The organism is Pseudomonas sp. ANT_J12 (assembly GCF_008370045.1).
GTDB lineage: Bacteria > Pseudomonadota > Gammaproteobacteria > Pseudomonadales > Pseudomonadaceae > Aquipseudomonas.
The window spans coordinates 1-12,062 of sequence record NZ_VOBN01000010.1 but is presented as its reverse complement, the minus strand read 5'-3'; the positions used below and the strand labels follow the sequence as shown (position 1 = coordinate 12,062).

Sequence of the window (12,062 nt, the reverse complement as noted above, 5' to 3'; positions counted from 1 at the left end):
TCACGTAGTCACTGCTTATCATGCATATGTTAAATTCATAGCACCTCAAGAGGTAATTACAGGATAAAAAAGGCCGGTGAGGTTCCGGCCAAGAGTAAAAATCATTCTTTTAGTTAAGAATCAGCGCAGGGCGCCTTCAGCGGTCAATTCGTTGATAATTTTTTGTACAGCTTGATGGGCTAGATCAATTATCTGATCGACTTCTTTTTCGGTGGTCACCAGAGGTGGAGCGAAACCTAGGATTTCGCCATGGGGCATTGCCCGGGCAATCAGGTTCAAATCGCGAGCAGCCTTGGAGATACGCGCACCTACTTTCAGGGCCGGATCGAAGCGTTTCTTGGTAACCGGATCCGCGACAAACTCCAGAGCTGCCATCAATCCGACGCCCCGAACCTCTCCAACAATCGGCAGACCACCGAACACTTCCTTGAGGCTGCTCTGCAGATAAGCCCCCACTCGAGCGGCGTTGCCGGGGATATCTTCTTGCTCAACAATGTCCAGGACAGCATTTGCGGCAGCGACACCAATTGGATGGCCAGAATATGTATACCCGTGCGAGAACGCACCGACATGATCGGCCCCCTCTTCCATAACCTTGTAAACCTTCTCGCCAACGATAGCAGCGGACAGTGGAGCGTATGCCGAGGTCAAGCCTTTTGCTACGGTGATAAGGTCAGGCTCGATGCCGTACTTATCGCAGCCAAACATCGCGCCGGTGCGACCAAATCCCGTGATCACCTCGTCGGCAATCAGAAGGATGTCGTATTTCTTGAGGACTGGCTGGATCGCAGCCCAATAGCCGGCTGGAGGCGGAGTGATACCCCCCGTGCCCAGAACTGGTTCAGCAATGAAAGCCCCGATCGTGTCCGGATCTTCATGCAAGATCAGCTCCTCCAGCTCCTGTGCGCGACGGGCGGAAAATTGCTCTTCAGTTTCACCAGCTTCGGCCCCCCAATAATGGTGCGGGGCCCCGGTACGCAGGATGCCGGTGACAGGCAAGTCCATGTAGTCGTGGTAGAAGCTCATCCCGGTCATAGAACCCGAAATCACCGAACAGCCATGATAGCCACGATCGCGGGTGATGATTTTTTTCTTCCTCGGCAGACCACGCAGATTGTTGTAGTACCAGACCAGTTTGGCTTGAGTTTCGTTAGCATCGGAACCGGAGAGACCGTAAAAAACCTTGCTCATCTTGCCGGGTGCCATGCGAACCAGACGATCCGACAGGCGAGCCAATTCGTCCGTCGTGTGGGCTGCATAACTGTGGTAGTAGGCGAGCTTGTGTGCTTGACGAGAAATAGCCTCGGCCACTTCAGTACGACCGTAACCAACGTTCATGCAATACAAGCCCGCAAAACCGTCGATGTATTCACGACCGGTGGAATCTGTGATCCGGATTCCTTTACCAGACTCAACGATGGTGGGATCACCAAGTTTGCCGCTGGCGAAATCTTTCAGATTGGTAAACGGATGCAGGACGGCATTACGATCCTGGGCTGCAATCAGATCATGTGTTTGCTTATTCATGTTGTTATCTCCTCAATTCTCACAGGTTGCCGAAGCAGACGTATTTGAGTTCCATGTATTCGGCAAGGCCGTGTTTGGAACCTTCTCGGCCTAGGCCGGATTGCTTCCAGCCGCCGAATGGGATGGGAGCGCCAGTAAACTTCGGCGTATTGAGCGCGACCATGCCGTATTCCAATCGATCAGAAAGTCGAAGTGCCCGGCGCAAATCATTGGTGTAAACGTAGGCCGCAAGGCCAAACTCGGTTTTGTTAGCCCGACGTAAAACCTCATCCTCCGTATCAAATGGAAGAATCGCAGCAACTGGCCCAAAGGTTTCTTCGAAGGCGATGTCCATCTCGTCGGTGACATCTGCTAGAACGGTCGGCGTGACAAAATTCCCGTGAATAACCGCACTACCAACCACAATGCGCGCCCCCAGGGACGTAGCATTCTCAATATGGTCACGGCACTTGATAGCGACCGAACGACGAGTCATCGGGCCGATATCGACACCTCTCTCAAGCCCATGACCAACCGTCAACTTAGCTGTAGCAGCAGCGAAAGCTTCGACGAACTTTTCGTAATGGCCGCGCTGAACATAAATGCGGTTAGCGCCGAGACAGTCCTGCCCTGATGTTGAGAATTTGGCACCAATACAACCAGCAACTGACTCTTCAATCGAAGCATCATCGAACACGATGAAAGGCGCATGTCCACCCAATTCGAGCGATACTTTTTTCACTGTGTCACCGGACTGCTTCAGCAGCAGCTTCCCTACTTCAGTAGACCCAGTGAAACTGAACGCACGCACCTCTGGGCGCTGCAGCAGACGAGCGGATTGCTCAATCGCATCACCGGTCAGGACTTGGAATACGCCCGCAGGAATTCCTGCTTCCTCGGCGAGCTTGGCCAGTGCAAGTGCCGACAACGGCGTTTCAGGCGCCGGCTTAACGATCATCGTGCAGCCGGCAGCTAGTGCGGCACCCGCCTTACGAGTAATCATTGCACTTGGGAAATTCCAAGGTGTAATCGCGGCGACAACTCCGAGAGGCTGCAGTTTTGTTAGAAGCTGACTACCAGCCAAATGGCTCGGAATGGTCTCTCCGTAGCAGCGCTCCCCTTCAGCAGCGAACCATTCCAAGAAAGCTGCACCATAGGAGATTTCACCCAAGGACTCCTCAAAAGGCTTGCCTTGTTCAGCGGTCATGATGACCGCCAAATCTTGGGCATGCTCGAGAGTCAGCGCTGCCCACTTCCGAAGAATTACGCCCCGCTGAGCTGGTAACAAATCGCGCCATGCAGGGAATGCGGCACCGGCCGCTTCAACGGCGCGATCAACCCAAATGACATCGCAATGGGCGACTTCTGCGATTTTTGCATCGGTAGCCGGATCTGTAACAGCCAGGCGAAAATCGACATCAATCCACTCTCCATTAATATATGCGCGCGTTTCCAGGAGGTCTGGGCGAGTAAGTTGACTCAAAGCATTTTTGGCAAGGTTTTTCATCGCGACCACTTAACGTGTTTTTGTTGTCGCCAGTTTATTGACCTTATCGAGCGGCAAAACGTCTATAAATACCAGTACGACACATAATTACTGCGTTTTACTAACTTCTTGCGCTCTTTTTCTGCGCGCCCGTTTTTTGCTAGTTTCTGACCAAGGCAAAACACGCTAGAGCCCCGCGAATTACCCAAGGAAGATGAAGGCTCGCCGCCAGACTGTTGAGTATCCTTTCGGAACGCTCAAATATTGGATGGGAGCCACCCACTTCCTGACTAAAACTCTGCCAAGGGTAAGTACCGAGATGAGCCTTCATGTGTTCGCGTACAACCTCAAACGAATGATGAGCATCTTCGGCATCCCAGGATTGCTTGAAGCTATTAGGGCGTGAACCAAGTCGTTTAATCGTTAGTGAATGGCTGTTTTGGCCGCTGACGCGGCCTAAACAGCATTACGAGGTTCGATGTTACTGCCAGGAGCAATTCGCGCTTCCGCTTGCTGGTTACACAGCAATCCAAGCAAAACCCAATATGCGGATCATGGGCGTTGCGATGCACCAAGGGCGACGGCCTGCGCTAATGCTCGCTGCAGGTGTGATAAGCGGCTCATTTTTTTGGGGGTCGATGGCTGCAACCGGCGTATCCGCCATCCTCACGCAATACGCGCAGGCGCTAGGGATCTTGAAACTACTCGGTGGGGCCTATTTGCTTTTCCTTGCTGTCAAAGCTGGGCGCTCCGCGCTGACCACGGATAAAAGGCACGAAATGCAAACGGCAGCCGCGCGGCAGATTACCGGCTTCAGCCTCTATAAACGCGGTCTACTCATGCACCTGACCAACCCCAAAGCGCTACTGGGCTGGATCGCTACCATGACGCTCGGATTAGGGCCGCAAGCCTCTCCCGCTAAGGTGGCTGTGATTCTGGCTGGATGCGCCGTTTTGAGCGTCACCATTTTCTGTAGCTATGCCGTCATTTTTTCAACAGCACCCATGATCGCATGCATATCGTCGAGCAAGACGATGGATTGAAGGTACTCTCGCCGCCGTTTTCGGAGCCGCCGGTCTCAAAATCATGCTTTCTGAAGCGTAAGCCAGCCCGGAAACGCGCTCGACTAAACAGTGTAATCATCAGTCATCAAGTAGCTGCGATAGCCTTCGCGAAATTGCACTGGACTTAACCATCTGTTTGCATTCGACCTGACCAGTCTTTTGCATTCGTTCTGACCAACGATTTCTTTGCAAACGGCCAAAACCAGAGCCCACCTGATATGGGCAGACGCAAGTTGATTCCGATATGGACTGTCAGATCATGGGGCGTAACAGGTGTTGTCCTGCGTTCGAAGTATGAGGGTGACCTCACTACGGCCTGCCGAAAGTCAGGATCTATACGAAATCCGATCATGGCCCTGGCCACCTGCTCGCCTAAACGAATCCCGGCGTCGTACCGTTGCTCGACGAAATCCACCAACCCATAGTCATTGGTGATTTCGACCCGAACCTCTGCGTAATCCAGCATGAGCCTACTGACCGTTGTCGTCAGAATCGTTGCAGATGCATGTTCTACCGAGGTGATCCTCAGGTGCCTGCTGGTTTCCGCTTAGCTCGGACAGATCTGCCGACCCTGCTTCAATGCCTTAAAAGTATGGACCGATGGAGCCAATCAAGCGTTCTCCAGCCTCTGTCGGTGAAAGGCTGCGGGTACTGCGAGTTAGCAACTGCACACCCAATTGCTCTTCGAGATGTCTGAGCGTTCGGCTCAGTGCTGTTTGTGACGCCCCCACTTGAGCCGCCGCTTTGGTAAAGTTCGACGCTTGCTCGTCGAGGCAGTAAAGGTGTTAGTCAATACCTGATCAAGCCAAAGAAAAGAAATTGGCACTTTGTTTTTTGGTTTTCCTGCACAAAAGGTTTATTAACTAACGCGACACTCTTGCCTCAGCCAAAACCTCAAAGCCTCAACCGCGCCACCCTGCGCGAAGGAGCCTTTGGGGCCAATGAGATAGTAGCCTTCATCGACGGGAAGTAGAGCTTCAAATGGTTCGATCAACTCGCCGCTTGCAATTTCATGCTCCACGAGCGACGTACTGGTCAGCACGACCCCCTGATGGCGCTTGGCAGTATCAACCGCCAGATGGGATGCATCGAAGTTGATGGTGGGAATCTCGCCAATTTCTCGCCCCGACAACTTGGTAAATTGCAGGAGCCAGCGCTCCCAATAGGGGTGGATTTTGGTTGCCAAAAGAGTCGCTTTTGCTAAATTAACCGACTGTTTCAGTTCCAGTTTTTCGCAATACATTGGACTGCAATATATCCGCAGCTCGTCAAGAAAAAGCAATTCAACATCGAACCTGTTGCTCTCCTGCGCCTTGAAATGCCTGATCGCAATATCAACCGATTCGTTGTCAAAATCCACTAGTGCTGCGCTTGCATCGATGTTCAGGCGGATTTCAGGATGAAGGTCCATGAACCGCACCATGCGTGGAACAAACCACTTCCTCGCAAAGCTGGGCGGCATCGAAATTCGTACCTCATTGTAACTGCGCTTCTTGAGCAGAATGCTGGCATGCGAAATCTGGCCTAGAGCGGAACTGATACGCCCGAAATAAGCAGCGCCGGCTTCGGTTAGAGAGACCTTTCTCACCTCTCGGTAAAATAGTTTTATTTCTAGCCAGTCTTCTAGCTTATGGATTAATTGCCCCACCGCCCCTGGCGTCACATACAGTTCCTCAGCAGCTTTCGTGAAGCTGAGGTGCCTCGCCGCAGCCTCGAAAGCTACTAATGACCGAAGAGGGGGAAGATTTTTCATGGGATAGTTATTCTATTTCATATACGAATAAAAGTAAGTTGTCGGGTGTTAGCCGTACGATCACGATGCCTGCGTGGGATTCATTCGTTGGTGACTGACACATGACGAAGCGTCCCAACTAAAATCCAAGCATTTTCCACCGTTCACAAGGAGATCTCACATGCCGCTCGTTCGCATCCATGTTCCGCAAGGCAAATCCGCCGAGTATCGTAGTATCATAAGCGATGTTATCTACAATACGACGCTCACAGTACTGAATGTTCCAGAATACAATCGATTCCATGTGATTTCCGAGCACTCGACCACAGATTTGGTGATTGACCCAACCTATTATGGTATTCACAGAAGCGAAAACGCCATCATCATACAGATCACGCTGAACGAGGGGCGAGCGACATTGGCACTGAAGACGCTGTACTACAAAGCTTTAGCGGATGGTTTGCACGAGCGTTTGGGGTTGCGCCGTGAAGATGTGTTCATTAACCTAGTCGAGGTAAAAAAGGAAAACTGGTCATTGGGCAATGGCGAAGCCCAATATGCCTGATGACTGGCTATGTAGAGTGCTCGACACCAATGGCTTGCCTCAAGAGATAATCCTGGTCGATTGTTAAGCCAAGTTTTGGCGGGTTTACGTCGCCGGTGAGGAGTATCTTTAGTGATCAGCCAATCATGCCACGACACCTGGAAAATCTCTCGTCAGTTTTGTCGTTGTTTGAGAGTATCAACAAGCGACGTCACTGAATGGCGATACTGTTGTCTGTATTGGGATGTCGTCATTCCGGGCAGTTTTCTGAAGGCGCCCATTAAGCTTGCCTAGTCAGTAAAGCCCATCTCAGCACATATCGTCTTTACCAATGCCGTAGATGATAGATGGGTGTTTGCGACTTGAAGCAGCTTAATCAGGCGTAGCCATTCGCACGCACTAATTTGAGTAGCCTAGTCAATTTTTCTACTTAACGTTCTTTACGACATAAAAAGGTATTATTCTGCCGCACTTAGGTCAAGTCGAACGCTGGCGCCGTTGGGGCATAAGCAATCAATTCCTGTAGTTGCGGCTCAGTCTGGCCAATCATTTCAGCCGATCTGAACACTGGATGAGCGGTGTTGGCGCGAGGAACCAACAGTGCCTGCTCGACGTCCCGAGTCACTTCTGCTGGTATCCGAGTGATTATTAGCTTGCTTAACATTGCCAGTAGCCATTCGCACTAGCCGCGATAATGGCGTGGTGATCCTCTTTGACGGCTTGCTGCAAGTTTCACCCGACTGACGTAAAATGTTTTCGAAGTGACTGTTCAAGCCACCATGTCGCGGTCACTAATGCCGCCCATGCAATAGGCCCGCAATGAAATATCTTTCGAGGCTTGACGTCGTCCGTCGATGAAGAGCGATTGCCGGTCCAGCATCCGGTCGATGTCAGTAGCGGTTTCAGCCCAAAAACTACGTATTAAATAGGCGTCGCAGGGTCCGGTAGTGAATAGTCCATCACGAGGGCCGGTCCACCGCCCAAATTCACCCTCTCGTTGCCAGTACCTATCCATATCGGCTCGAAGACAAGTTTCCCTTTCGTTGGTTGCCGCCCTAAAAAATATCAGCCACAGCAAAAAGCCTGGCCGACACGCATCCTAGGTAGACCAAAAGTCCGATTTTTATAAGATTCTGCGGTAAAGGCTCAATAAAACAGGGTGGCATAATTTGCATCAATTATGACATAAATTGCCATATTCATTTATTTGTGAATCGATGAAACTGCGGTCATGCGTGCATTTCTGTTGCACGTCTTACTTAAAGGTGGCCACTATGTTTGTGAATATTAAAGGAGCAAAGATCAATTTTTCAGATACAGGAAAAGGCGTACCAACGCTCTTTTTGCATGGCATACCTGATTCCGGTACTGTGTGGAAGGACGTTACTCGCGTCGTGAGTTCCTCGTACCGATGCGTTGTACCAGACCTTCCCGGATTCGGGCAGTCGGCAGTGCCGACCGGCTTTCAGATAACCCTTAATGGAATGGCTGAGTTTATTGACGCTTTCCTTGCAGCCGTCGGTATCAGTGAGCCAGTAAATTTGGTTGTTCATGATGTCGGAGGTCCATTCGGTCTGGCGTGGGCGGTGCGCCATCCAGAAAAAGTAAAAACCATAACCATCATGAATACGGTTTTTCAGTCCGAGTACCGCTGGCACCGCTACGGACGTATTTGCCGCACTCCAATTCTTGGTGAGTTGCTCCATATTCTCATGTCGCAGTCTGGACTAGCACGCTCAATACGCTCCAACTCAGGGATAACTAAGCCTAGCCGCGAATACATTAGCGCCACTTACCGAGATTTTACCGGTTCGGTGCGTCAGATGGTGCTTCGTCTTTACCGGGGACTCGATCCGGAAGTCTTTCAGACTTGGAATACTGAATTGCGCGCGCTTGCGGCTAATAAACCTTCCCTGGTCATTTGGGGCGACCGTGATACTTATATTGATAGTCGATTTGCAGAATGTTTTGGCGCTCAGAAGGTGAAGCACTTTCCGCATTGTGGCCATTGGCCGATGCTGGAGATTCCAGACGTAGTCTCCAGAAGATTGTTAGAGCATTTTTCTGAGGCGGTGGCTTTGGCCTGAAGAGTTGAAACAACGATTGAATATGATCCGTAGATTGGCAATGTTGTTCGAGTATAAAATGGGCTTTCCCCTCGATCATCAATCCCCCTGGCCTAGCGACTGACATAAAGGAAAACTGCCATGACTCTTAAATCCAAACTCGACACTTTCAAAGCTGATTTCGACGCCGGCAAGCCGCCTTACAACGTACCGCATTCAGGAATCGAAGTGATGCAACGAGCCACCGCCGAGCTGCGCGCTTCCGGCGTGGCCGACAAGGCCCAAAAAATGGGCGACAAGGCACCAGTGTTCATGCTGTCAGACCCGCATGGTGTTGAAGTAAACTCGGCGATATTCTCAAAAAAGCGTTCGCTAGTGCGCTGTTCTCGAAATAACTTTTCTGTGGTCTTGGCTACACTTCCGCTGTCTCAAACTGTCCAATGATCCACATTTCGAAGAGTAGTTCTGGGATGTGATCGGGCTGTATCTCGAACCGCCGGATAAGGCATTAGTGATCTGTTGCTATGAAAAAAGCCAAGTTCAGGCTCTGAAGCTTACTCAGCTGGACTGCCTTTGGGGATCGGTCATATACGCACGTAATAGCACGATTATATTCGCCACGGCACCGTCACCTTATTGACTGCGCTGGATTATCTTCAGGGACGCTTGATCAGTTCCATCGAGCGACAACACCGGCATCAGGAATGGCTGGAATTTCTCAAAAAAATCAATCGCTAAACGCCCAATCACATTCAGTTGCATCTGACCGTCGACAATTACACCACACACAAACACCCGAAAGTGAAGGCCTGGCTTGAGAAGCACAAACGCTTCCACATGCATTTCACCCCGACCTCCAGCTCGTGGATGAACATGGTTGAGCGGTTCTTTCGCGACATCACGGTATATTTGCGTGAGGGCAGTTTCAGTTCAGTTCGCGAATTGGAGAGCTCGATTACCACGTTCCTGGCACTGCGAAATGCGCAGCAGACTCGCTACGTCTGGAACGCAAAGGGAGAAGATATTTTGAACAAAATACAGAGAGCCCGTGAGGCGATGGCCTCACAGGTTGGCGGGTAAATTATTTCTAAAACAGCACACTAGCTCTCAGCGGGCAGTTGATCGCTAGCGAAACCCCTTATGCGACTGCGCTGAATCTTCTAATCAACCAACGCTAGCTCTCCCCTATAGAAGCGTTTGGGATTGGGTTTCTATTCGTAGGGGGGGCGATTCACGCTTTTTATCGCAGGAGAACACGCACTGAGATGCATGGCGGGATATAACTGGCCTTAGCAAAAACTAATGAGACTTTGCCGGTACGGGTTTCAGGTGTCAACTTCGGATTGATCTGGCATGCGGGGATAAGGAATGTGTGTTGGACTGGCGGTTACGCTCTAACTAAATACGCATTATAGAAAAACATTTATATGTCAGCTTGATAAAAATATATCGACGGCTATTGAGTACTCTATATGATAAATACGCACGTAATTCTGGGGTTTTTGGTGTTAATAATTGCAGCTTCTATTATTCTGATTTACTTCTTACGAGTTAATGTTAATAAAGCGCGCCAGCGCATGGAGTTGCTCGACAAGCAACAAAAAAAAGACCGCGCCGAGGAATATGTTAATATTTTTGAGCTGCTGAAGTTAGTTGGTAATAACTTAGAGGCTTCAAAGGTTTCTCTTCAGCAGATTACCCCAAAGATCAAAGTTGACATAATAAAAAATTCAGGTTTTTCGTCTCGAGTGGAAAGTAGTGCCGCAAAAGACGCTTTAGTGAAATCAAAAAAATTTGTTTTGGGCGATTACATGGCTGAAGAATCGGCGGTAGAAAAAATAGGGGTAATAGATCAAACAACGGATTCAAATATTTTTCAGCATAAAATCGCGAAAGCTACCGAAAATATACATGGGTTAAACGATGCTCTGAGGCGGTTATTGGCAGCAAAGGAGCGTGTAAGAACCGAAGCTCCATCGTTGGCAATGGATGATTTTTCAGGTTTATCTTTATTTCGGCCATATCTCCCTTTTATTTTAGGTGGTGAACGGTACGCAGTAAGTATTGCTACGGTTGTAGAAGTTTTGCATGCTACTAAGCTTTTTGCAGACCCAGGTGTACCAGATAAAATTCGTAGTGCTATTAATCTAGACGGATCAGTGGTGCCTGTGATTGATTTGAGTAATCATTTTAGCGGTGAGAAAACTAAAATTGGTCGAAATACTCTAATTGTTATCTTGTTGTTGAAATCTGATAGCGAAGTGCAAAAAGTCGGTATTAAGGCAGATGGTGTTGGTAATTTAATTATGGTGGATCAAGCGAATATTGTACCGACTCGCGCTAAAGCTGATAGAGCTCGAAATGATTTCGCGCAGGGTGAATACAAAACAGAAAATGATTATGTAACGATACTGGATTTAAATAATTGGCTCAGATTTAACCATGTGCCAGGGTTGCGCTCTCGAGATGAAAATTTGCCAGGTCCTTATAAAAAAGCTTGATCTTTTTTAACTATTTTACTGACTAGCGATCTCATGAAATTTTTCGAAAGGTTTTCGTGTTTGAATTTTTTGGCTCGAGCGATTTATGGTGATTTTTGTTTTCCGCCGTATTATTTTTCGCTGATTTTTAAAGTCGGCGACATTTGTATGACGAAACTAAAGTATCTGTTTTTACTGTGGTGCAAAGTACAGAAAGTAGGCGCGCAAATACGCTTAAAATACTATTACCCAATACGGCTATCACTTGCAAAGCTGGAAAATTTATTTTCAGACATGTTATGTGCGCGTGTAACATGGAGATATGCTAAAAAGTCTACCCCGCAGTGCGAACGGTACGTTTTTTGGTAAATAGCGCGGAGTGGCAGGGGATTTTCAACCTGACGCATGACGATACCTGCGAGTTTTTAAGGTAGTGATCCACGAATACTTGCGATCACTGCACGCCCCGGTATTACCCGGTTGCCATTGCATATCTCAAGCACCTCGATCTGGCACAACTGACTCAGCCGTTCGGAGAATGCTTTGGTAAAGCGCTGTGGCATTCGCTGAACGATTGCGAGGCTATTCACGCCCCCCTTAGTCTGGCGAGTGAGTATCGACTCAAAAGCTTGGGTGCCGCCGGTGTTGGCCTATTCGGTTCGGCGCAGCTGCACTGTGTTATCTGTTTGCCAACCGCCGCGCCAATCACATGAAAGTACTGGTGCAAGAGGGGCTGGGCATCTGGTTGGCGGCCCGTCGTTTGCACAAGGGCAAGTTTTTCAGGCCGGGTTCTCGGAACTGCTCTCAAATAGAATTGAGCGCTGAACAACTGCATGCCCTGGTGCTGGGTTATCTTTGGCAAAATAGGCTGGCTTGGCAACGCCATTTCCGTCGTATAACGTCTGCCATGACGGTCGTGGTAGTAATGGCAGTTACCTGCAACCCTCCCTCCACAGATCCGTACGTGCGGAGTTATCGCATACAGCTCTTGCCTTGGATTTTAACGTCGAAGCGAGCTATGAGATAGGGGGCATAGCCAACCCAGCACCGAGGCTTAAGGCTTAAGGCTTAAACAACTAGCCCCTACTCAATCCAGTCAAACGCGATGACAACGCTTGCATGGCGCGGCTGACCTGATCGAGCGCCTGGGCGTCACGGGCGTTCTCCTCACTGATGCTGTTGAT

At 49.6% G+C, this 12,062-nt stretch carries 11 protein-coding genes and 3 pseudogenes; 8 read left to right on the top strand and 6 right to left on the bottom strand.

The genetic code is table 11. The features are described 5' to 3' along the window. Nucleotides 1–120: 120 nt before the first annotated feature. Both FQ192_RS20405 and FQ192_RS20400 read right to left on the bottom strand, forming a co-directional pair. Entirely contained in the window at nucleotides 121–1,527 is a 1,407-nt protein-coding gene (locus FQ192_RS20405; protein ID WP_149660167.1) for an aspartate aminotransferase family protein, read from the bottom strand. Nucleotides 1,528–1,546: 19 nt separating this feature from the next. Beyond that, nucleotides 1,547–3,013 (bottom strand): NAD-dependent succinate-semialdehyde dehydrogenase, encoded by a 1,467-nt coding sequence (locus FQ192_RS20400; protein WP_149660166.1) that lies wholly within the window; start codon nucleotides 3,011–3,013, stop codon nucleotides 1,547–1,549. Nucleotides 3,014–3,197: 184 nt separating this feature from the next. Between FQ192_RS20400 and FQ192_RS20395 the strand changes: the two are divergent. Beyond that, nucleotides 3,198–3,398, top strand: a pseudogene (locus FQ192_RS20395) (transposase); the annotation flags it as partial. Between the two features lie 139 nt (nucleotides 3,399–3,537). Continuing rightward, nucleotides 3,538–4,035 carry a LysE family translocator gene (locus FQ192_RS20390; RefSeq protein ID WP_256672323.1) on the top strand — a complete coding sequence of 166 codons (498 nt, stop codon included), beginning with the start codon at nucleotides 3,538–3,540 and terminating at the stop codon, nucleotides 4,033–4,035. 145 nt (nucleotides 4,036–4,180) lie between these two features. On the opposite strand, the gene FQ192_RS35075 is transcribed toward FQ192_RS20390, so the two are convergent. From FQ192_RS35075 to FQ192_RS20380, 3 genes are all read right to left on the bottom strand, one after another. Next, nucleotides 4,181–4,546: a hypothetical protein gene (locus FQ192_RS35075; RefSeq protein ID WP_372242355.1), complete on the bottom strand. Its 366-nt coding sequence runs from the start codon at nucleotides 4,544–4,546 to the stop codon at nucleotides 4,181–4,183. A gap of 94 nt (nucleotides 4,547–4,640) precedes the next feature. Further along, the gene (locus FQ192_RS34195; protein ID WP_218585783.1) at nucleotides 4,641–4,787 is read right to left on the bottom strand and encodes a LysR family transcriptional regulator; all 147 of its coding nucleotides are present in this window, start codon (nucleotides 4,785–4,787) and stop codon (nucleotides 4,641–4,643) included. A 128-nt stretch (nucleotides 4,788–4,915) separates the two neighbouring features. After that, nucleotides 4,916–5,809, bottom strand: coding sequence for a LysR substrate-binding domain-containing protein (locus tag FQ192_RS20380; RefSeq protein WP_149660165.1), 894 nt, complete (start codon nucleotides 5,807–5,809; stop codon nucleotides 4,916–4,918). A gap of 160 nt (nucleotides 5,810–5,969) precedes the next feature. Between FQ192_RS20380 and FQ192_RS20375 the strand changes: the two genes are divergently transcribed. The 5 genes and pseudogenes from FQ192_RS20375 to FQ192_RS20350 all read left to right on the top strand — a co-directional run bounded on the left by FQ192_RS20375 (nucleotide 5,970) and on the right by FQ192_RS20350 (nucleotide 10,899). After that, the gene (locus FQ192_RS20375; RefSeq protein WP_149660164.1) at nucleotides 5,970–6,353 is read left to right on the top strand and encodes a tautomerase family protein; all 384 of its coding nucleotides are present in this window, start codon (nucleotides 5,970–5,972) and stop codon (nucleotides 6,351–6,353) included. A gap of 1,253 nt (nucleotides 6,354–7,606) precedes the next feature. Beyond that, the gene (locus tag FQ192_RS20370; RefSeq protein WP_178129177.1) at nucleotides 7,607–8,419 is read left to right on the top strand and encodes an alpha/beta fold hydrolase; all 813 of its coding nucleotides are present in this window, start codon (nucleotides 7,607–7,609) and stop codon (nucleotides 8,417–8,419) included. Between the two features lie 120 nt (nucleotides 8,420–8,539). Next, nucleotides 8,540–8,842, top strand: a complete 303-nt coding sequence (locus FQ192_RS20365; RefSeq protein WP_218585782.1) for a hypothetical protein — start codon at nucleotides 8,540–8,542, stop codon at nucleotides 8,840–8,842. Continuing rightward, a pseudogene (locus FQ192_RS20360) lies at nucleotides 8,820–9,478 on the top strand (IS630 family transposase); the annotation flags it as partial. The gene FQ192_RS20365 and the pseudogene FQ192_RS20360, both read left to right, overlap by 23 nt. Before the next feature lie 392 nt (nucleotides 9,479–9,870). After that, on the top strand, nucleotides 9,871–10,899 hold the full coding sequence (locus tag FQ192_RS20350; protein WP_149660162.1) for a chemotaxis protein CheW: 1,029 nt from the start codon (nucleotides 9,871–9,873) through the stop codon (nucleotides 10,897–10,899). 404 nt (nucleotides 10,900–11,303) lie between these two features. Here FQ192_RS20350 and FQ192_RS20345 read toward each other — a convergent pair. Next, nucleotides 11,304–11,513, bottom strand: a pseudogene (locus tag FQ192_RS20345) (chemotaxis protein CheB); the annotation flags it as partial. A gap of 17 nt (nucleotides 11,514–11,530) precedes the next feature. On the opposite strand from FQ192_RS20345, the gene tnpB reads away from it, so the two are divergent. Beyond that, the gene (tnpB, locus tag FQ192_RS35070; protein ID WP_372242354.1) at nucleotides 11,531–11,905 is read left to right on the top strand and encodes an IS66 family insertion sequence element accessory protein TnpB; all 375 of its coding nucleotides are present in this window, start codon (nucleotides 11,531–11,533) and stop codon (nucleotides 11,903–11,905) included. Nucleotides 11,906–12,062: the final 157 nt, after the last annotated feature.